Origin of the sequence: Halomonas sp., assembly GCF_033549285.1 — a bacterium.
Taxonomy (GTDB): domain Bacteria; phylum Pseudomonadota; class Gammaproteobacteria; order Pseudomonadales; family Halomonadaceae; genus Halomonas.
This window is the reverse complement of sequence record NZ_JAWSUJ010000044.1, coordinates 14459-33895: the sequence shown is the minus strand read 5'-3', so window position 1 is coordinate 33895 and position 19437 is coordinate 14459. Positions and strand designations below refer to the sequence as shown.

General features: G+C 68.0%; 19 protein-coding genes. 11 read left to right on the top strand and 8 right to left on the bottom strand.

Annotated elements, in window-relative coordinates:
- From SCI24_RS11525 to SCI24_RS11505, 5 genes are all read right to left on the bottom strand, one after another.
- On the bottom strand, positions 1-289 hold a 289-nt coding region (locus tag SCI24_RS11525), incomplete at its 3' end, for a PilZ domain-containing protein (protein WP_412929604.1).
- Entirely contained in the window at positions 282-2243 is a 1962-nt protein-coding gene (locus SCI24_RS11520) for a glycosyltransferase (protein WP_318725508.1), read from the bottom strand. The genes SCI24_RS11520 and SCI24_RS11525, both read right to left, overlap by 8 nt.
- An 11-nt stretch (positions 2244-2254) precedes the next feature.
- Positions 2255-3601: a UDP-glucose/GDP-mannose dehydrogenase family protein gene (locus SCI24_RS11515; RefSeq protein WP_318725507.1), complete on the bottom strand. Its 1347-nt coding sequence runs from the start codon at positions 3599-3601 to the stop codon at positions 2255-2257.
- A gap of 307 nt (positions 3602-3908) precedes the next feature.
- Positions 3909-4508 (bottom strand): cob(I)yrinic acid a,c-diamide adenosyltransferase, encoded by a 600-nt coding sequence (cobO, locus tag SCI24_RS11510; RefSeq protein WP_318725506.1) that lies wholly within the window; start codon positions 4506-4508, stop codon positions 3909-3911.
- Positions 4509-4590: 82 nt separating this feature from the next.
- A complete protein-coding gene (locus SCI24_RS11505) occupies positions 4591-6087 on the bottom strand; it encodes a RimK family protein (protein ID WP_318725510.1) in 1497 nt (498 codons plus the stop codon).
- Positions 6088-6255: 168 nt separating this feature from the next.
- Here SCI24_RS11505 and SCI24_RS11500 point away from each other — a divergent pair, with 168 nt between their 5' ends.
- The 4 genes from SCI24_RS11500 to pepN all read left to right on the top strand — a co-directional run bounded on the left by SCI24_RS11500 (position 6256) and on the right by pepN (position 10516).
- A complete protein-coding gene (locus tag SCI24_RS11500; protein WP_318725505.1) occupies positions 6256-6756 on the top strand; it encodes an N-acetyltransferase in 501 nt (166 codons plus the stop codon).
- A gap of 56 nt (positions 6757-6812) precedes the next feature.
- Complete coding sequence (locus tag SCI24_RS11495) at positions 6813-7298, top strand: YajQ family cyclic di-GMP-binding protein (RefSeq protein ID WP_318725504.1); 486 nt, start codon at positions 6813-6815, stop codon at positions 7296-7298.
- 122 nt (positions 7299-7420) lie between these two features.
- Complete coding sequence (locus tag SCI24_RS11490; RefSeq protein ID WP_318725503.1) at positions 7421-7798, top strand: YbaN family protein; 378 nt, start codon at positions 7421-7423, stop codon at positions 7796-7798.
- A gap of 84 nt (positions 7799-7882) precedes the next feature.
- Complete coding sequence (gene pepN / locus SCI24_RS11485; protein WP_318725502.1) at positions 7883-10516, top strand: aminopeptidase N; 2634 nt, start codon at positions 7883-7885, stop codon at positions 10514-10516.
- Positions 10517-10741: 225 nt separating this feature from the next.
- Here pepN and SCI24_RS11480 read toward each other — a convergent pair whose 3' ends face one another.
- Both SCI24_RS11480 and SCI24_RS11475 read right to left on the bottom strand, forming a co-directional pair.
- On the bottom strand, positions 10742-11029 hold the full coding sequence (locus SCI24_RS11480; RefSeq protein ID WP_318725501.1) for a hypothetical protein: 288 nt from the start codon (positions 11027-11029) through the stop codon (positions 10742-10744).
- A 124-nt stretch (positions 11030-11153) separates the two neighbouring features.
- Positions 11154-12752 (bottom strand): cation:proton antiporter family protein, encoded by a 1599-nt coding sequence (locus tag SCI24_RS11475; protein WP_318725500.1) that lies wholly within the window; start codon positions 12750-12752, stop codon positions 11154-11156.
- 155 nt (positions 12753-12907) lie between these two features.
- Between SCI24_RS11475 and yegS the strand changes: the two genes are divergently transcribed.
- From yegS to SCI24_RS11450, 5 genes are all read left to right on the top strand, one after another.
- Positions 12908-13831, top strand: a complete 924-nt coding sequence (gene yegS / locus SCI24_RS11470) for a lipid kinase YegS (RefSeq protein WP_318725499.1) — start codon at positions 12908-12910, stop codon at positions 13829-13831.
- 59 nt (positions 13832-13890) lie between these two features.
- The gene (locus tag SCI24_RS11465; protein ID WP_318725498.1) at positions 13891-14487 is read left to right on the top strand and encodes a LemA family protein; all 597 of its coding nucleotides are present in this window, start codon (positions 13891-13893) and stop codon (positions 14485-14487) included.
- Between the two features lie 10 nt (positions 14488-14497).
- Positions 14498-16417, top strand: coding sequence for a M48 family metallopeptidase (locus SCI24_RS11460; RefSeq protein WP_318725497.1), 1920 nt, complete (start codon positions 14498-14500; stop codon positions 16415-16417).
- A 40-nt stretch (positions 16418-16457) separates the two neighbouring features.
- Positions 16458-16886, top strand: coding sequence for a VOC family protein (locus SCI24_RS11455; RefSeq protein WP_318725509.1), 429 nt, complete (start codon positions 16458-16460; stop codon positions 16884-16886).
- A gap of 70 nt (positions 16887-16956) precedes the next feature.
- Positions 16957-17688: a hypothetical protein gene (locus SCI24_RS11450; RefSeq protein ID WP_318725496.1), complete on the top strand. Its 732-nt coding sequence runs from the start codon at positions 16957-16959 to the stop codon at positions 17686-17688.
- A 108-nt stretch (positions 17689-17796) separates the two neighbouring features.
- On the opposite strand, the gene SCI24_RS11445 is transcribed toward SCI24_RS11450, so the two are convergent.
- Complete coding sequence (locus SCI24_RS11445) at positions 17797-18003, bottom strand: cold-shock protein (RefSeq protein WP_023005630.1); 207 nt, start codon at positions 18001-18003, stop codon at positions 17797-17799.
- Between the two features lie 302 nt (positions 18004-18305).
- On the opposite strand from SCI24_RS11445, the gene SCI24_RS11440 reads away from it, so the two are divergent.
- Together SCI24_RS11440 and SCI24_RS11435 are read left to right on the top strand one after the other, a co-directional pair.
- Complete coding sequence (locus tag SCI24_RS11440) at positions 18306-18731, top strand: TM2 domain-containing protein (RefSeq protein ID WP_318725495.1); 426 nt, start codon at positions 18306-18308, stop codon at positions 18729-18731.
- Positions 18732-18767: 36 nt separating this feature from the next.
- The gene (locus SCI24_RS11435; protein ID WP_318725494.1) at positions 18768-19412 is read left to right on the top strand and encodes a LysE family translocator; all 645 of its coding nucleotides are present in this window, start codon (positions 18768-18770) and stop codon (positions 19410-19412) included.
- Positions 19413-19437 lie beyond the last annotated feature (25 nt).

The window sequence follows — 19437 nt, the reverse complement described above, 5'->3', positions numbered from 1 at the left end:
AGGCCGAGAGGCGCTCGCCCTGGCGCAGCGGACGCGAGGTGCGAACGGCGAAGCCGCCCACCGAGACATCGACGCCGGGGAGTTCCTGGCCATCCTCGAAGCGGACCCGGAAGGGCGGCGAGACGCGGATGAACCGGCGCTCGTCGCGCCGCTCGTGGTGGATCCGCTCACCCGGTGCCTCGTGGCGGCCCGTCGGGCTGCCGGCAGGTCCGGCGCCGCGGGGGGCGCCCGGGCCCAGGGTCGGCTCGTTGCGCTCGATGCCGTTCATGTCGGAATGATGGTCAGACATCCTTTGCGTTCTCCTTGCTCTGTTGTTTGGCCGACGCCACGGCGTCGCCGGAACGGCCGGTTTCCACGCGGATCTGCAGGTCCTTGAAGCGCATCGAGTGGTGCTCAAGCTCCAGGGTGCAGCCGTCGGGCTGCGGGCAGGCCGCCGCCTCGGCGATGGGGCGTCCGCGGCTATCGCGCAGGTGGCGGGCCAGCTCGGGCGTGACGATCAGGCGGGTAGTGTCCCGTGCCGCGCCCAGCAGGTGGCCGGCCCGGGGGCGGTCGAGCCCTTCGAGCGCCTCCAGCAGGTCGTCGTCGAGGTGGAAGTCACCGGCCGGCAGCTGCACGCTGCCTCCCTCCGGGGCATCGGCAATGGCCAGCGACAGCCAGCGGTCGTCCACCCGCGACTGCGCCTGCGTGGCGCCGCCACCGGTGAGGATGGACAGCGAGGTGCGATCCGGGGGCTGCAGGACGCCGGTGGCGAGTATCAGCACGTAGAGCAGTACCCCGTAGGCAAAACCGTGCAGCACATGGCCCATGCGCCGCTGGCGCTTCACGGCCACCGGGTCGTTGGGTTCCCCTGCGGAGATGCCCTGACGCGACCACTTCTGGCGATTGAAGCGGAAGCTGACATAGGTCTTGAGCAGGGCCCCCCACACCTGGTTGTAGTAGATCAGGGGTACCCACAGCAGGCTGAATCGCCCGTGCTGCCAGGCCAGGATCAGCGTCACGATGCCGCGGGTGAAGAGGATCCACAGGGCATAGGCGAAGATGAATGAGGGGCGGATGAACAGGGTCACCAGGATGGCCACCGTGGGGCCGATCAGGGTGGTCCACATGGAGAGCCGCTGGTCGACCAGGCTCCACCAGGTGAACAGGCCCATGGGCCGCGGCCCCAGGGCGATGGCCCGATTGCTGGTGCGCAGCATGTTGCCGTACCAGCGGCGCATCAGGTCGGTGGTCGACTTGAAGAAGCGCTTACGGTCGGGCAGTTCCTCGAAGCCCGAGACGTGCACGTCCGGGATGTAGAGCATCCGCCAGCCGTTCTTCAGCAGCCAGTACCAGGTCGACTTGTCGTCGCCGGAGAGGAACTTGAAGGTGCCGAAGCGCCAGTGGTCGACGTGGTCGTTCTCCACCAGTTCGATGAAGCCGGGCTGGGTCGCCAGGTCGGCCCGGAAGGCGCTGTAGCGGCCGGTCAGCACCAGCAGGCGCCGGGAGACCGACATCGAGCTCATCACCAGGTGGCGCTGGGCGTAGCGGATGTCGTACCACTCCTTGGTGGCGTCGCCCCCCGTGACGATGGCGCTGTTGTTGGTGGTCAGGGCGCCCAGGTCCTCCTGGACGCTGAAGAACGACAGCGAGCGCGACAGGGTGCCCGGCTCCAGCCGGATGTCGCCGTCCATGGAGACCAGCAGGGCGCCCGGTGCCGGCATGCGCCGCGAGATGGCGCGCAGCACCTCGGCCATGGCCGAGCGCTTGCCGTCGCCCTTCTGGAACATGTAGCGCAGCTCGATGTTCTCGGGCCAGCCGTTGTCGTCCATGACGTGGGTGATGACGTCCACGTCGGTGCGGTCCGACAGCGAGGCGAAGATGGTGGTGGGCACCCCATAGTCGGCGACCTCGCGCACCAGGGCGTCGTAGACCTGGAAGCTGACCTCGGGCTCGATGCGGAAGGAGGTGCAGAGCACATAGAGCTCCGGGGGGAGCGCCTGCTCCCCCGCGGCATCGGCCTCGGCCCGCAGGCGCGGGAAGATCCGGCGGTTGTACCAGACCGAACGCAGCGCCTGGATCAGCCACCAGCTGTAGCGCCAGATGCCCACCGCCCCGATGGCGAAGAAGAAGCTCTTCGACTCGGTGGAGAAGACATCCAGCGGCAGCCCGTCGATCACCACGATCAGCAGGGCGATCCCGAGGATGAAGGTCGCGACCTCCGTCACCTTGCTGGCGACGGAGCGATCGTCAGGTGTGTTCGACATCTCGACTCCCCTCAGGCGAGCACGGGACGTACGGAGTCACCCCGGCCGATGGCGTAGTAGGCGAGGCCTGCGGCCTTGACGGTCTCGGGGTGGAAGAGGTTGCGGCCGTCGACCAGCACCGGCGAGGCGAGCGACTCGCGCAGCTCGGCGAAATCCACGGTGCGAAAGGCCTTCCACTCGGTGCAGATCACCAGGGCATCGGCGCCCTCCAGGGCCTCGTTGCGCTGGCTGGCCAGCCTCAGGTCGTCGCGCTCGCCATAGATCCGGCGACACTCCCCGGCGGCCTCGGGGTCGAAGGCCTGGACCCGGGCGCCGGCCTCCCAAAGGGCCTCCATCAGCGCCCGGCTGGGAGCCTCGCGCATGTCGTCGGTATTGGGCTTGAAGGCCAGCCCCCACAGCGCGATGGTCTTGCCGGCCAGCTGGCCGTTGAAGGCCTGGCAGAGCATCTCGAACAGGCGGCTCTTCTGGCGCGCGTTGACGCGCTCCACGGCGGCGATCATCTCGGCGGGGTGGCCGATCTCCTCGGCGGTATGGGCCAGCGCCTTGACGTCCTTGGGGAAGCAGGAGCCACCGTAGCCGCAGCCCGGGTAGATGAAGTGGTAGCCGATGCGCGGGTCGCTGCCGATGCCGTGGCGCACCTCCTCGATGTCGGCGCCCAGTCGCTCGGAGAGGTTGGCGATCTCGTTGATGAAGCTGATCTTGGTGGCGAGCATGGCGTTGGCGGCGTACTTGGTCAGCTCGGCGCTGCGCACCCCCATGAACATCAGCTTGTCCTTCTGGCGGCTGTAGGGGGCATAGCATTCGCGCATGGCGCTGCGGACACGCTCCGAGTCGGTGCCGACCACGATCCGCGCGCCCTTGGAGAAGTCCTCGATGGCCGCGCCTTCCTTGAGGAATTCGGGGTTGGAGCAGACATCGAAGTCCAGTTCGACCCCGCGGCGGTCGAGCTCGGCGGCGATGGCCCGTTCCACCCGGCTGGCGGTGCCGACCGGCACCGTCGACTTGTCGACGATGATGCGGTAGCCATCCATGTGGTGACCGATGGTCTCGGCGACCTTGAGCACATGGCGCAGGTCGGCGCTGCCGTCCTCGTCCGAGGGAGTCCCCACGGCGATGAACTGCAGCAGGCCGAAGGCCACCGCCTTCTCGGCATCGGTGGTGAAGTGCAGGCGACCGGCCGCCCGGTTCTGGCGGATCAGGCTCTCCAGCCCGGGCTCGTAGATCGGCACCTCGCCGGCCTCGAGCCGGGCCACCTTGTCCGCATCCACGTCGACGCACATCACGTCATGGCCGACATCGGCCAGGCAGGCGCCGGTGACCAGGCCCACATAGCCGGAACCGAAGATGGTGATTCTCATGATCGCTGTCTCCTTGCTCGATGACCGGGGTGGCCGCCCTCGGCGGGCGGCCACGCATCCTCTCCTTTTCGATCCAGTCAGAAAGCAAGGCGCATGCCATCTTCATAAAAGATGGCGTTATCAATTGGTTGGGGAAGGGTGGCAGCCCGTTGGCCGGGGTCGGGCACATCGGGGGAGGCGATAACCGTCGCCATGAGGAGACGGTTATCGCGGAGGTGACGGCAAGTCTTTAAAATCAGTCAGTTAAGTGTTGCCTGGCAACGACGTTCGTGAATCGTTTTCCGTTAAGTGATTGAAAATAATAAGGTCAATAGTCGATGCCGCGGCGCGCCTGGAGCCCGCTGTTGAAGGCGTGGCGCACCTCCTGCATCTCGGTGACGGTATCGGCCATGGCGGTGAGCTCCCGGTGGGCGTTGCGGCCGGTGACGATCACCGTCTGCTCGGCGGGACGGTTCTCCAGCGCGCGCTTCACCGTCTCTACATCCAGGTATCCGAACTTGAGCATGTAGGTGATCTCGTCGAGTACCACCAGGTAGACGTCCGGGTCGGCGAGCATCCGCTCGGCCTCGGCCCATACCTCGCGGCAGGCCCGGGTGTCGGCCTCGCGGTCCTGGGTGTCCCAGGTGAAGCCGGTGGCCATGATGGCCACCTCGAGGTTGGGATCCTCCGCCAGCCGCTCGCGCTCGCCGCACTCCCAGAGCCCCTTGATGAACTGCACTACCCCGACCCGGTAGCCGTAGCCCAGGGTGCGGGTCACGGTGCCCCAGGCGGCGGTGGTCTTGCCCTTGCCGTTGCCGGTGAAGACCAGCAGCAGCCCGCGCTGCTCGGTGGCCTCGGCGACCTTCTCGTAGACGCGGGACTTGAGTTTCTGCATGGCCTGCTGGTGGCGGGTGTCGCGATCGTTCATCGGGGCTCCATGAGTTGTACAAGGCTTGTCCAGGAAAACGACAGCATACGCCACAACTTGGCGGGCGTCAGCCTCCCGGGGCTCACGCCCGTTCGCGCACCCGGGCCTCCATGCGGGCCAGGAAGACCCGCATGATGCGCTCGTAGAGCGCGCGGCCGAGCACGGCATCCTCGATGCCGGCGTCCACGTTGGGGTTGTCGTTGACCTCGATCACCACCACCCGGTCGCCGGCCTGCTTGAGATCCACGCCATAGAAGCCGTCACCGATCAGCCGACAGGCCTTGAGCGCCGCCCGGATCACCGCCGGGGGGACCTCGGCGGGGTCATGGGTGGTGAAGCCGCCGCTCTTCACCCGGGCGCCGGAATGGTCGTAGATCTGCCAGTGGCCGCGGGCCATGTAGTAGCGGCTGGCGAACAGCACCTGGCCATCGAGCACGCCGATCCGCCAGTCGTACTCGGTGGGCAGCCACTCCTGGAGCAGCAGCAGGGCCGAGGTGGCGAACAGCCGGCCGGCCTCGTGTTCGAGCTGCTGCAATGACTCGACCTTGACGATGCCCCGGGAGAAGGCACCGTCGGGAATCTTGAGCACCATCGGGAAGCCGAGGCCGGCGACCCGGTCCTCCAGGGCTCGGCGGTCGCCGCGCTTGAGCAGGATGCCCGCCGGTGCCGGGACGCCCCGGGCCCGCAGCAGGGCGTGCAGGTAGACCTTGTTGGTACAGCGCAGGATGTCCCGGGGCGCATCGATCACCACCAGCCCCTCGTGTTCCGCCCGCCGGGCCATGCGGTAGGTGTGGTGATCGAGGGCGGTCGTCTCGCGGATGAACAGGCCGTCGAACTCGGCGAGCCGGCCGGCATCCTTGCGGGTGACCAGCGAGACATCGATGCCGAGCCGGCGTCCGGCGCGGATGAAGGCCTTCAGCGCGCCGCGGTTGCTGGGGGGCAGGGCCTCCTGCGGGTCGACCAGGATCGCCAGGTCGAAACGGTAGCGGCGGCGTGCCTTGGGCGTGCGCCATACTTTGCGGGAGTGCCGATTGAGGGCCGTGGCGAACAGGTCCTGCTCTTCCGGGGCCAGATCGCGCAGGCGCAGCGGCTTGAGGCGCGACAGGTGCCAGGCGTCCTGGCGACGCACCAGGCGGGCCTCGAGCAACGGGCAGGGCAGTCGCTCGAAGAGCCGGCGCGCCAGCCTGGCCAGGCCGGGCTCCCGGCACTCGCCGAACAGCACACGCAGGGTCAGCCGGTCGCCGGGCAGCGAGCCGCGGCGCGTCAGGTCGCCGAGCAGCGGCGCCAGACCGTCGAGCTCAAGGTCGACCAGCGCCTTGCGCCCGAGGGCATTGAGGGTCTCGACCGCGGGCAGTACCCGCTGCCCCCGGGCCTGGGCCAGCAGAGACACGTAGTAGCCCGTCCCCAGGTAGTCCAGCTCGCTGCACAGGTTGATCACGTGGGTGGTGCGCGCCTGGTCGTCACCGATGCCATGTTGCCGGTCCTGGGAGAGGAAGTCGTCGGCGGTGATCAGGTCCTCGGAGGGATAGTAGGGCCGCCAGTCTTCCAGGCGGTCGACGACGATGCGCAGCGGACACATGATGGGGGTTCCGTGCTGGGCGGCGGGGTGCCGCCGGAATGCGGCCAGCATGCCCCTGAGCCCGCTCCCCGGCAAGCCGTCGTTCGGGTGAAAAGATTTCATGGTCGACGCCGGTGACAGCGATATTGGCCATGATCACAATCGTCCCGAGATTTCCGGAGATTCACCATGACCGTCACCCTGCGCCAGGCCCTGGGGCGCGACCTGGATGCCCTCTACCGCCTGGAGCAGGTGGCCTTCAGCGGCGACCGCTTCAGTCGCCGCCAGCTCTGGCACCTGCTCAACCGTGCGCATGCCCTGACGCTGGTCGCCGAGCTGCGCCCTCCCGACGGCGGGCCCCCGCAGCTGCTGGGCTACGGTACCCTGCTGTTTCGTCGCGGCACCCGCCGGGCCCGGCTCTACTCCTTCTGCGTGCATCCCGACGCGCGCGGCAGCGGCCTGGGCCGACGGCTGCTGGAGGCGCTGGAGGCCGAGGCGCTGGCGCGCGATGCCGAGGTGCTGGGGCTCGAGGTGCGCGCCGACAACCAGATCGCGCTGGGACTCTACCGGCGCATGGGCTTCCGCCCGGAGCGCTGGCTCGGCGACTACTACGAGGACGGCTGTGCGGGCTGGCAGATGGCGAAACCGCTGCAGGCCGAGCGGGGGGCCGCGCGGGCCCGCGAGGGCTGATAGAATCGCGCCATTCGCCCCTTCACCACCGACCATCCAATCAGCAGGACATGCCCATGCCCTCCTTCGACATCGTTTCCGAGTTCGACAAGCACGAAGCCAGCAACGCCGTGGACCAGGCCAACCGTGAGATCCAGACCCGCTTCGACTTCAAGGGGGTCACCGCGAGCTTCGAGCTCAACGGCGAGACGGTCTCGCTGGAGGCCGAGGTCGACTTCCAGCTCAAGCAGATGCTCGACGTGCTGCGCAACAAGCTCATCGCGCGCGGCATCGACGCCCGCTGCATGGACGTCCAGGAGCCGGTGCTCTCCGGGGTCCGCGCCCGCCAGGAGGTGACCCTCAAGCAGGGGCTCGACCAGAAGGAGGCCAAGGGCGTCGTCAAGCGCATCAAGGAGAGCAAGCTGAAGGTCCAGGCCCAGGTCCAGGGCGAGAAGGTCCGGGTCACCGGCAAGAAGCGCGATGACCTCCAGGCCGTCATGGCCCTGCTGCGCGGGGAGGGCGGCCCCGACCTGCCGCTGCAGTTCGACAACTTCCGCGACTGACGGCCGCGTTGGCGCCTTGATCCAGGTCACGGCGATGGCGGCCATAGGCGCTGGCGATTGGCACGGGAAGGCAGAATGCTCTTCAATGTACGGGATACCTGACTATCGGGAGTGAGCGATCGATGCCCGTCGTTCGTCGTGTCGCCTTCATGGCCCTGGCCTGGGTCAGCTTCGGGTTGGGCGTGGTGGGTGCCTTCCTGCCGCTGCTGCCGACCACCTGCTTCATGCTGCTGGCGGTCTGGGCGGCCTCGAAGGGCTCCCCGCGCTTTGCCGCCTGGATCCGCGAGCATCCCCGCTTCGGCCCCGCCGTGGTGGCCTGGGAGTGCGAGCGGGCGATTCCCCGCCATGCGAAGTGGCTCGCCACCGCCATGCTGGGCGTCTCGATGCTGGTGCTGGCCCTCACCGTGAGCCTCTGGTGGCTTAAGCTATCGCTCATCGCCGGCCTCTGCCTGGTGGGCGCCTGGGTCCTGTCGCGCCCCGAGCCGGTCGCCGTGCGCTGATCACCACGGCGGGTCGCATTGCTTTGAGCTCCGGGCACGGGGCGCCGTACAATGGATGGCAATCACCGACAGGAGCCATCCTCGATGTCAGAACCGCAACCGATCTACCTGAGTGACTACCGTCCACCCGCCTACCGCGTGACCCGTACCGAACTGACCTTCGACCTCGACCCGGATGCCACCCGGGTCAAGGCGCGCCTGCACGTCGAGCGCCACCCGGCGCGCAAGGCCGGGGCCCCCCTGGCGCTCGACGGCGAGCAGCTGTCGCTCAAGGCTATCGCCATCGACGGTCAGCCCCTGGAGCAGGACGAGTTCGAGGTCGGCGAGGCGGGGCTGGTCGTGCACCGGGTACCGGAGGCCTTCCTGCTCGACACCGAGGTCGAGATCGCCCCCGATGGCAACACGGCGCTGTCGGGGCTCTATCGCTCGAGCGGCATGTTCTGCACCCAGTGCGAGGCCGAGGGTTTTCGTCGGATCACCTTCTATCCGGATCGCCCCGACGTCATGGCGACCTTCTCCACCACGGTGATCGGTGACGCCCAGCGCGAGCCGGTGCTGCTCTCCAACGGCAACCCGGTGGAGCGCGGCGAGCTGCCCGGGGGTCGCCACTTCGTCACCTGGGAAGATCCGCACCCCAAGCCTAGCTACCTGTTCGCCCTGGTGGCCGGTGACCTGCGCAAGGTCGAGGATACCTTCACCACCATGAGCGGGCGTGACGTCACCCTGCAGATCTGGGTCGAGGAGGAGAACCTCGACAAGACCGACCACGCCATGGCCTCGCTCAAGCGTGCCATGCGCTGGGACGAGGAGACCTATGGGCGCGAGTACGACCTGGACCTCTTCATGGTCGTGGCGGTCAACGACTTCAACATGGGCGCCATGGAGAACAAGGGGCTCAACATCTTCAACTCGGCCGCGGTGCTGACCCATCCCCACACCGCCACCGATGCGGCCTTCCAGCGCGTCGAGGGCATCGTCGCCCACGAGTACTTCCACAACTGGTCCGGCAACCGGGTCACCTGTCGCGACTGGTTCCAGCTCTCCCTGAAGGAGGGCTTCACGGTGTTCCGTGACCAGTGCTTCTCGGCGGATACCAACTCGGCGCCGGTCAAGCGCATCGAGGACGTCTCCTTCTTCCGCACCGCCCAGTTCGCCGAGGACGCCGGTCCCACCGCCCACCCGGTGCGCCCCGACCACTACATCGAGATCGGCAACTTCTACACCCTGACCATCTACGAGAAGGGCGCGGAGATCGTGCGCATGCTCTCGAACCTGGTGGGGAAGGAGGCCTTCCGCCGCGGCAGCGACCTCTACTTCGAACGCTTCGACGGCCAGGCCGTGACCATCGAGGACTTCGTGGGCTGCATGGCCGAGGCCTCGGGCCAGGACCTCTCCCAGTTCATGCTCTGGTACTCCCAGGCGGGGACCCCCGAGATCGACGCCCACGGCGAGTACGACTACGCCAACGCCGAGTATCGCCTCATCCTGCGCCAACGCACCCCGGCGACCCCGGGCCAGCCGGACAAGCAGGCCCTGCATATCCCGGTCCGCCTGGGCCTGGTGGGCACCAAGTCCGGCCGTGACCTGCCGCTGACCCTGGAGGGCGAAACGCTTGGTACCGATACGGTGATCCACCTGCGCGAGGAGGAGCAGGAGTTCCTCTTCACCGATGTCAGCGAGGCCCCGGTGCCCTCGCTGCTGCGCGGCTTCTCGGCGCCGGTGAAGCTGCACTTCCCCTATGGCCGCGAGGACCTGGCGTTCCTGCAGGCCCACGACTCCGATGGCTTCAACCGCTGGGACGCCGGTCAGCGCCTGACCCTGCTGGCCCTGGACGACCTGATCGCGGCCCATCGCAACGGCGTCGAGAAGGTGATGGACCCGCGGGTCACCGAGGCCTTCCGCGTGCTGCTGGCGTCCGAGACCGACGACAAGGCAGTGCTGGCCCAGATGCTGACCCTGCCCTCCGAGGCCTATATCGCCGAGCAGCAGCCGCTGGTCGACGTGGATGCCATCCATGCTGCCCGCACCTTCGTCAAGCAGAGCCTTGCCCTGGCGCTGCGTGACGACTTCCTGCGCGTCTACCGCGAGCACCAGGACGACGCCCCCTATGTGCCGGAGCCCGAGCAGATCGCCGCGCGCAGCCTGAAGAACGTGGCGCTCTCCTACCTCATGGCCATCGAGGACGAGACGGGACTGGAACTCGCCCGCGAGCAGTTCGAGGCGGACCACAACATGACCGACGTGCGCCATGCCCTGACCCTGCTGGTGCACAGCTCCCGCGGCGACATCGCCGACCCGGCCCTCAAGGCCTTCGGCGAGACCTGGGCCCACGACCCCCTGGTGATGGACCAGTGGTTCGCCATCCAGGTAACCCGTCCGCAACCGGACGTGCTCGACCGCGTCACCTTCCTGATGCAGCACCCGGCCTTCTCGCTGAAGAATCCCAACAAGGTGCGGGCGCTGATCGGCACCTTCGCCAACCAGAACCCGGTCAACTTCCACCGCGCCGACGGGGCGGGCTACCGGCTGCTGGCCGACACCGTGATCGAGCTCAACCGCCTCAATCCGGAGATCGCCGCCCGCCTGGTCACCCCGCTGACGCGCTGGGCGCGCTTCGACGAGGCCCGCCAGGAGCTGATGAAGGGCGAACTCGAGCGTATCCGCGCCGAGGAGCTCTCGCCGAACGTCTATGAGGTGGTGGAGAAGGCCCTGGCCTGATGAGGAAAGGGTAATTTCCTGCTGCGCTCGGGCTATTGATAAAAGAAGCTGGCCGCCGGCGGTGCCGGTGCGCCGGCCCGGTCGTCTCCTCATGTAGTGGGCTACACTTCGGCAGCTGCGCTCCGGCGGCGGCCAGCCTAACTTCGCTCGCTACGGAAATTCCTCCTTCCCTGATGCAAAAAAAAACGTGCCGCCTAAAGGGCGGCACGTGGCATTAGGGAGGGGTCAGTTGATCAGCCAGCTCAGCACTGTCACTCCCAGCAGCCACCAGATCAAGGTGGCGACGATGGCGCGGCGCATCAGCGCGGCGACCCCCTTCCACAGCAGCCACAGGCCGATCACCAGCACCACCAGGCTGATCAGCGTGGGGGCGATGCCCAGCGACTCGGAGAGCCCCTGCATGAAGCTGCGGGCCGCGTCGTCGATGCCCGTGAAGAAGCCGATGAGGCCATCGACGATGAAGCGGATGAATTCCCCGAAGGCGTTGCCGATGAAGGCGAAGACGTCGTCCATGGGTGGCGAGTTCCAGTCTGATAGGGAGCGGTCATGTTCCATGCCCCGAAGGGCCTGGATGAGGGCATTCGGCATCACGCCAGGGCCCGAGTATCTCGAGAAGCGCCCCGGGGGGGCAAGTCGCTCACCCCAACTGGCTGGCGCGAGAGACCACCCCGGCCTCCTCGGCGGCGCTGTCGGCCAGTGCCCGGCCGGCCTCGTCATAGACGTGGAAGACCGCATTGGCCCCCAGCTCGCGGATCGGGTCGATCTCCTCGGGGTATTCCACCACGGCGGTGATCTTGCCCGGGAACTTCCGGGAGCGCAGCTGCTTCAGCGCGAAGAGGTTGCCCGCATGGTGCGGCATGGCCAGCACCACCATCTGGACGCCATGGGACATCAGCAGCTTGTCCCAGAAGTCCGAGTCGACGGCATCGCCCTCGAGGATATTGAAGCCCCGCGCCCCCAGCTTCTTGACGCTCTGGGGGTTGCTGTCGATGCCCAGCACGCGCAGCCCGTACTCCTTCTGCAGGCGACGGTAGACGCTGCGCCCGATGCGCCCCATGCCCAGCACCACGGCCTCGGCGTCGCCGACCTCGATCGGGCGGTCACTCGGCGAAAGCTCATCGACGGCGACCTGCGGGAGCCGAGGCTCCAGCCAGCGGTAGAGTCGCTCGCTGAAGCCGTTGAGTATCGACGAGAACCCGAAGCTCAGCGCCACCGCCAGTGAAATCACCACCAGCCACTCCTCCGGTAGCCACTGGCTGGACACCGCGATGGCGCCCACGATGAGGCCGAATTCCGAATAGTTGGTCAGGCTGAGGGTAGCCAGCAGCGAGGTGCGATGTCGCATCCGGAAGCGCATGAAGACGAGCTGATAGATCACGCTCTTCAACGGCAGGATCAGCACCAGCAGCATGGCAATGGCGAGCATCTCGGTACTGGGCATCGCCGTCAGTCCGATGCTCAGGAAGAACCCCACCAGCAGCAGCTCCTTGAGGCTGAACATCGAGCGGGCCAGGGTCTGTGCCGCAGGGTGGGGGGCCAGCAGCAGACCGATGATCAGCGCCCCCAGGTCCCCCTTCACGCCCACTGACTCGAAGAGGGCGTAGCCCAGCACCAGGGCCAGCAGCATGCCGAAGAGCATCTGCATCTCGCCATGGCCGAGCCGGTCGAGCAGGGCTCGCAGCGCGGGCGCCAGGGGAATCAGCAGCACCAGGCCCAGGGCCCAGGGGCTTGGCAGTTCCCCCGTGGAGGCAGTGATGAAGATCACCGCAAAGATGTCCTGCATGATCAGCACGCCGATGGCCAGGCGCCCGTAGGCGGTCTGGGTCTCGCTGCGCTTCTCCAGTACCTTGACCACGAAGACGGTGCTGGAAAACGAGAGCGCGAACCCCAGCAGGCCCAGGGTGTGCCAGCCCGTGTCATCCAGCAGGCCCAGCCCCAGCCACTTGAACAGCGACAGCAGTGTCACCATCAGCAGCGTCGAAGCCAGCATGTGCAGGGAGGCGCCCCCCCACACATCCCGTCGCAGCAGGGTGCGCACGTCGAGCTTCAGGCCGATGGTGAACAGCAGCAGGGTGACCCCGATGTGGGCGAGGGTCTCCAGCAACGGGGTCTTGTCGTAGCCCAGGGCATTGAGCACGAAACCACCGGCGAGGAAGCCCACCATGGGTGGTAGACGCAGCATCACGGCAGTCAGGCCACCGAGAAAGGCTGCGAGAAGAAAGGCCGGTTCGATCATGCTCACTCCCTGTTCGGCACGCGACGGCAAGACGGATAGTGTAGGGAAATCGTAAGCTGATTGGCATGCATGATTGAGATGCATGAGTGGGCGTACGCCGTCATCCGGTGGCGGTGTCATGATTAGGATGGACGCAGCAGGCGAGAGGAACGCGAATGCCCAGGCTGATTATCAATGGCAAGTCGGCGCAGCTGCCGGCGGTGAGGGAGGCGGTCTTCGCCCGCCGCGAGGCGGGGGACGACCTCGAGGTCAGGGTTACCTGGGAGCAGGGCGATGCCGTCCGCCTGGCAGAGCAGGCCGGGCGCGACGGGGTGGAGCGGGTGGTCGCCGGTGGCGGTGACGGTACGCTCAACGAGGTGGTCAACGGCCTGATGCGTCTGTCGCCCGAGCAGCGCCCCGGCCTGGGGATCCTGCCGCTGGGCAGCGCCAACGACCTGGCCACTTCGCTGGGTCTGCCGCTGGACGCCGAGTCCGCCCTGGCCTCGGCCCTGCACCTTCCCCTGCGGCGCATCGACGTGCCGCGACTGGACGACTGGCACTTTCTCAACATGGCCACCTGTGGCTTCGGGGCCGAGATCACCTCCTCGACCCCCAAGACCCTCAAGCGCCTGCTCGGTGGCGGCGCCTACTCGCTGATCGGTGCGGTGAAGGCCTGGGACTACCGGCTCTATCCCGGGGTGCTGCGCTGGGAGGGCGGCGAGCGCCGCGCCGAGGTCTTCATGCTGGCCATCGGCAACGGTCGCCAGTCGGGCGGTGGCCAGGCCTTGACGCCCGACGCCTTGCTGGACGATGGCCAGCTCGACGTGCTGCTGCTGCATGATGTCGCCTCCCTGGCACGGCTGCGCGCCATGCGCCGCGAGCTGGCGTCGCGCCCCGAGCGGGGCCGCTACGTCGATGCCTTTCGCACCGACGGGCTCGCCTTCGAGGCAGAGGAGGCACTGCCGGTGACCCTGGATGGCGAGCCCCTGCATCGACGGGGATTCCGGGTGGCCATCAGTCCCGGGGCGCTGACGCTGGCGGCGCCGCCGGAGTGCCCGCTCTTCGGGTCATCGCTCGACGACGTTTCAGGCAAGGCTTAAGGTTAACCGCAACCGTCCCCTGGCGGCCCCTACCCCTGTCGACAAGGAACCACGACCCCATGGACCTCTCGCTGATCATTCCCGTCGTGCTGCTGGGCGCCCTGCTGGTCTACGGCGTGGCCATCTACAACCGGCTGGTGACGCTGAAGAATCGCTACCAGAATGCCTTCGCCCAGATCGAGGTGCAGCTCAAGCGTCGCCACGACCTGATCCCCAACCTGGTGGAGACCGCGCGGGCCTACATGAGCCACGAGCGCGAGACCCTGCAGGCGGTGACCGAGGCGCGCAACGCCGCCGAGGTCGGCCTGCAGCACGCGGCGGCGCGGCCGGGCGAGCCCGGCGCCATGGCCGAGCTGGCCGGCGCCGAGGGCGCCTTGGGCGCGGCCCTCGGACGCCTCAACGTGGTGATGGAGGCCTACCCGGACCTGAAGGCCTCCGACAACATGCAGCAGTTATCCGAGACCCTCACCAGCACCGAGAACCGGGTGGCCTTTGCCCGCCAGGCCTTCAACGATGCGGTGATGCAGTACAACGCCTATCGGCAGAGCTTCCCTCCGGTGCTGCTGGCCGGCTCCTTCGGCCACAAGCAGGATGCGGCCCTGCTGGAGTTCGCCGACAGCGCCGAGATACAGACGGCGCCACGGGTGAGCTTCTGAGCCGGCCTCCGTGGACTTCTTCACGGCCCAGGATCGCGCCCGGCGCCTGACCGGGCGGCTGGTCCTGCTGCTGGGGCTGGCGGTGGTGGCGCTGATCGTCGTCACCTCCGTGGTGGTGGCCCTCGCGGTGGTACTGCTCGACGGCGCTCCCTTCGCCGGCGATACCCTGGCGCGCGCCCTGCAGCCGCGGCTGCTCGTCGGGGTGGCGACGGCGGTGATCCTGGTGGTGGGGCTGGGGAGCCTGGTCCGCCACCTGCAGCTGCGGGCCGGGGGCAGTGCGGTGGCCGAGGCCCTGGGGGGCCGCCCGCTCAACCTGGAGACCCGCGATGCGGACGAGCGCCGGCTGCTCAATGTGGTGGAGGAGATGGCCATCGCCTCCGGCATGCCGGTCCCGCTGGTCTACGTGCTGGAGGACCAGGCCATCAACGCCTTCGCGGCCGGACACGAGCTCGACGACGTGGCCATCGGGGTCACCCGCGGCGCCATCGAGGCCCTCGACCGCGACCAGCTGCAGGGGGTGATCGCCCATGAGTTCAGCCATATCCTCCACGGCGACATGCGGCTCAACCTGCGGCTGGTGGCGCTGCTCCACGGCATCCTGGTGATCGGCCTGATCGGTCGCATGCTGCTGCATGCCTCGGGCACCGGTCGTCGCCTGCGCTCGCGACGGGGCAGGGGTCATGTCGCGGTGCTGGGGCTGGGGGCGTCGCTGATGGTGATGGGCTACGCCGGCACCCTGTGCGGCAACCTGATCAAGGCCGCGGTGAGTCGCCAGCGCGAATTCCTGGCCGATGCCAGCGCCGTGCAATTCACCCGCAACCCCGAGGGCATCGGTGGGGCGCTGAAGGTGCTGGCCGCCCATCGCCTCGGCTCACGCCTGCTCGCCACCCATGCCGCGGAGTTCAGCCACCTCTTCTTCGGCAGCGGCGTGCGCTCCCTGTCGCGCCTGACCACCACCCATCCCCCGGTGGCGGCGCGGATTCGCCGCGTGTTGCCCCACTGGGACGGCAGCCTGCCGCCGGCCCCGGCGATCCGCTCGCCACGCCCCCGGCAGTCCAGTGCTTCTCCTCCCGGCGGGGCGCGAGGTGCCGAGACCCTGGCCTCGGGGGCGCTGGCCGCCGCGGTGGTGGCCAGCGTGGGTCGGCCGAGCGCCGAGGGTATCGCCCGCACCCGCCGTCGCCTCGGCGAGCTCGACGAGCGCCTGTTCGAGGCCGCCCATGAGCCCTTCGCCGCCCGGGCACTGGTCTACGGGATCCTGATGGGCGCCGACCCGCGCAGCCGACAGGGGCAGCGTGAGGCCCTGGAAGGCCAGGCGCTGCCCGAGGTGCTCGGCGAGCTCGAGTCCCTCGAGGTCCCGCTGGCAGGGCTGGCGCCCGGACAGCGCCTGCCGCTGATCGAGCTGGCGCTCCCGGCGCTGCGCCAGCTCTCCGCGGCCCAGCATGCCCGCTTCCAGGCCTGCCTGAGCCGGCTGATGGCGCTGGAGCTGCAAGCCGGTGCCCTGCAGTGGGCCCTGCACCGGCTGGTGGTCCAGGGCATCCAGGGGGAGCGGCGCGCCCGGCGCGACCGGCACCTGGCGGACCTGGCCGGGCCACTGTCGCTGCTGCTCTCGACGCTGGCGCGGGCCGGCCAGCAGGACGCGGGGCAGGCGCGGGTCGCCGTCGAGCGGCTCTCCTCGGTGCTGGGCGTGCCCCTGGACTTCGTCGCCGAGCCGGCCCTCGCCTCCGACCTCGACTGGGCCATGGCGCGGCTGGCGCGCCTGGTGCAGGCCGAGCGGGCCCCGCTGCTGGCGGCCATGAGCTGCTGCGTCGAGCATGATGGCCGGATCGACCCCGAGGAGGCGGAGCTGCTGAGCGCCGTTGCCTGGACCCTGGGGTGCCCGCTGCCGTCCACCGAGCGCACGGCTGGCCAGGCGGACGCCGGGACGGCATGATGATGGGATCGAAACCCGTCACCAGCCGGAGGACTCCGTGATGCTCACTCCCTTCCACCTGGCCGTTCAGGTCCGCGACCTGGCCGAGGCTCGCCGCTTCTATGGGGAACTGCTGGGCTGCCCGGAAGGGCGCTCCAGCGATGCCTGGGTCGACTTCAACCTCTATGGCCACCAGTTCGTCTGTCACCTGAACCCTGCGCTGGGGGAGAAGGGGGTCGACGACCACCGCAACCCGGTGGATGGCCACGGCGTGCCGGTGCCACACTTCGGGGTGGTACTGGAGATGGCCGACTGGGAGGCCCTGGTCGACCGCCTCACCGCGGCGGGGGTGCGCTTCGAGATCGAACCCTATATCCGCTTCCGTGGCGAGCCCGGCGAGCAGGCCACCATGTTCTTCCGCGACCCCAGCGGCAATGCCATCGAATTCAAGGCGTTCCGCGACATCGCCGGCCAGCTGTTTGCCACCTGAGGTGCCGCGCCGCCTTGCGAGAGCGGGGGTGCTCTGGTGCAATGTCGTCCCTTTCGTCAGGAGCAAGAGAATGGCAATGAAACCCTGGATGCCGCTGGTCGCGGCCATGGCGCTGGCCGTGGGGCTCGCCGGCTGCGGCAACGGTGACGACGAGCCTGCTCCGGCCGAGGTCGAGGAGACGCAGGAAGAGCCAGCTCAGCCGGCCGCGGAGACCGATCAGGAGCCGGTCACCGACGAGGCCGAGTCGCCCGCGGGGGATCAGCCTGACCAGATCGACGTCGAAGGTGAGGCGGGTGTCGAGGGTGAATCAGACGTCGAGGGTGAGGTGGACCTGGAGGCCGAGGGCGAGGTGGACGCCGAGGCCGAGACTCTGGGCGAGTCACCGGCCGATACCCTGGACGAGGACGCGGCCCTGCCCGGTGAGACGACCCGCTCCGATGTCGATGCGATCATCGAGGAGACGGAACGGCGCTTCGAGGAGGCCAGCCGCCAGATCGACGAGCAGTTCGAGAGTGCCGAGCAGGAGCCCATCGAGCTCGAGCCCATGGAGTCATCTCCCGCGTTCGAGTCGGATATCGATATCGACGAGTCGCCGGGCAGCGACCTGGACGAGCAGCAGGCGTTACCCGGGGAGAGCACCAGCTCGGAGATCGAGGCGATCCTCGAGGAGACCGAGAAGCGCTTCGAGGAGGCGAGTCGCAAGATCGACGAGCAGTTCGAGGAGGCCGAGCGCCAGGCCCCGGGTAGTTCGTCGGAACTCGATGCGCTCGAGCTCGAGGACAGCGACGACGCCGACAATTGACGCCTCGTCCCTCGCGGCCCGGAACGAAAAAGGCCCACCGTCTGGTGGGCCTTTCCCTGTGGCGACCGGGCGGCAGTGCCGACCGGTCGCTTCCGGCTCGACCGAGGATCAGTCGGCGGGCCGGATGTTGGAGGCCTGAAGGCCTTTCTTGCCCTGGGTCACCTCGAAGGTGACCTTCTGGCCGTCCTGCAGGGACTTGAAGCCTTCAGCCTGAATCTCGGAGAAGTGAGCGAACAGGTCATCACCGCCGTCGTCCGGAGAGATGAAGCCGTAGCCCTTGGTGTCGTTGAACCACTTGACAGTGCCAGTTGCCATCGTCGATTTCCTTAACTAGCTAAATAATGGTGCTGGGCCGGGCAGGGAGTGTCCTCGCCACAGACCCGTAATGCGTGGGCAAGGCAAGAAGGAAGTACGCACCGGGTGCATCGAAGGAATCGAAGTACAACTGACGACTTTTCTGCTTGCTGACCAACGCAGCGGATAGTGCAACAGCGCCAGGGTTGCGTCAACACGGTGGCACAGGGAGACTGGCGCTGCGCCCGCAAGGTCACTGTAGATGCAAAGCCTGTGAGCGTCCAGCCTCCATCCCGACCGTTTCACCCATGGAAGAGCGCCCCATGACCCATACCCGAATCGCCTCCCGGGACACGCACAGCAAGCTGATCGGCTACCTGCTGTGGCTGTTCGGTTTCCTCGGTGCCCATCGCTTCTACTACGGCAAGCCGGTGACCGGTACCATCTGGTTCTTCACCCTGGGGTTGCTGGGGGTCGGCTGGCTGATCGACCTCTTCCTGATCCCGTCCATGGACCGCCAGGCGGACCTGCGCTTCCAGGCCGGCCCCATCAACTACTCCCTGGCCTGGCTGCTGCTCACCTTCCTGGGGGTGTTCGGCATCCATCGCTTCTACCTCGGCAAGTGGTTGACCGGGCTGCTCTACCTGCTGACCTTCGGGCTCTTCGGCCTCGGTGTGCTCTACGACTTCTGGACCCTCAACGACCAGATTTCCGTGCGCCATGCCCGTCGCGGCATCTTCAACGGCTGATTGGCAATGACGGTTCACTGACGGTTGAGAGTGACCATGTTCTTCGATGCACAGTTCTGGCCCTTCCTGGTGGCCATCACCCTGCTGAGCATGAGCCCGGGGGTCGACACCCTGCTGGTGATCCGCAACACCGCCCGGGGCGGCTGGCGCGACGGCGTGGTGACAAGCCTGGCCATCTGCTGCGGGCTCTTCGTTCATGCGGCGGTCTCGGCCCTGGGCATCTCGCTGATCCTGCTGCAGTCGGCATGGGCCTTTGGCCTGCTCAAGCTGGCCGGTGCCGCCTACCTGGTGTGGCTGGGGGTCAACGGCCTGCGCTCGGCCCGGCGAGGCCAGGGGCTCCCCGTGGGTGGCGTGCAGGCCGATCGGCAGGTCGTGCCGCTGTGGCGCCCGCTGCGCGAGGGGCTGCTCTCCAACGTGCTCAACCCCAAGACGGTGGTCTTCTACATGGCCTTCCTTCCCCAGTTCATCGCGCCGGGGGATCCGGCCCTGGCCAAGTCGCTGTGGCTGGCCGGGGTGCACTTCGTGGTCGCCAACCTCTGGCAGGTGGCCATCGTGGCGATGGTGGGCAGTGCCGGTCGCTGGCTGGCGAGCCCGGCCTTCTCCCGCTGGCTCAATGGCATCACCGGTGCGGTGCTGGTGGGCTTCGGCATCAAGCTGGCCCTGACGCGCCAGCCGGGCTGAGGCAGAGTGGCGAAACGCAAGCGGC

Bases quoted from the DNA above. Each gene is read 5' to 3' on its own strand.
- cobO (WP_318725506.1), bottom strand. From the start codon at position 4,508: ATGAACGATCGCGACACCCGCCACCAGCAGGCCATGCAGAAACTCAAG.
- pepN (WP_318725502.1), top strand. From the start codon at position 7,883: ATGTCAGAACCGCAACCGATCTACCTGAGTGACTACCGTCCACCCGCC.
- SCI24_RS11490 (WP_318725503.1), top strand. From the start codon at position 7,421: ATGCCCGTCGTTCGTCGTGTCGCCTTCATGGCCCTGGCCTGGGTCAGC.
- SCI24_RS11515 (WP_318725507.1), bottom strand. From the start codon at position 3,601: ATGAGAATCACCATCTTCGGTTCCGGCTATGTGGGCCTGGTCACCGGC.
- SCI24_RS11500 (WP_318725505.1), top strand. From the start codon at position 6,256: ATGACCGTCACCCTGCGCCAGGCCCTGGGGCGCGACCTGGATGCCCTC.
- SCI24_RS11495 (WP_318725504.1), top strand. From the start codon at position 6,813: ATGCCCTCCTTCGACATCGTTTCCGAGTTCGACAAGCACGAAGCCAGC.
- SCI24_RS11475 (WP_318725500.1), bottom strand. From the start codon at position 12,752: ATGATCGAACCGGCCTTTCTTCTCGCAGCCTTTCTCGGTGGCCTGACT.
- SCI24_RS11505 (WP_318725510.1), bottom strand. From the start codon at position 6,087: ATGTGTCCGCTGCGCATCGTCGTCGACCGCCTGGAAGACTGGCGGCCC.
- SCI24_RS11450 (WP_318725496.1), top strand. From the start codon at position 16,957: ATGGCAATGAAACCCTGGATGCCGCTGGTCGCGGCCATGGCGCTGGCC.
- SCI24_RS11440 (WP_318725495.1), top strand. From the start codon at position 18,306: ATGACCCATACCCGAATCGCCTCCCGGGACACGCACAGCAAGCTGATC.
- SCI24_RS11465 (WP_318725498.1), top strand. From the start codon at position 13,891: ATGGACCTCTCGCTGATCATTCCCGTCGTGCTGCTGGGCGCCCTGCTG.
- yegS (WP_318725499.1), top strand. From the start codon at position 12,908: ATGCCCAGGCTGATTATCAATGGCAAGTCGGCGCAGCTGCCGGCGGTG.
- SCI24_RS11480 (WP_318725501.1), bottom strand. From the start codon at position 11,029: ATGGACGACGTCTTCGCCTTCATCGGCAACGCCTTCGGGGAATTCATC.
- SCI24_RS11455 (WP_318725509.1), top strand. From the start codon at position 16,458: ATGCTCACTCCCTTCCACCTGGCCGTTCAGGTCCGCGACCTGGCCGAG.
- SCI24_RS11435 (WP_318725494.1), top strand. From the start codon at position 18,768: ATGTTCTTCGATGCACAGTTCTGGCCCTTCCTGGTGGCCATCACCCTG.
- SCI24_RS11445 (WP_023005630.1), bottom strand. From the start codon at position 18,003: ATGGCAACTGGCACTGTCAAGTGGTTCAACGACACCAAGGGCTACGGC.
- SCI24_RS11520 (WP_318725508.1), bottom strand. From the start codon at position 2,243: ATGTCGAACACACCTGACGATCGCTCCGTCGCCAGCAAGGTGACGGAG.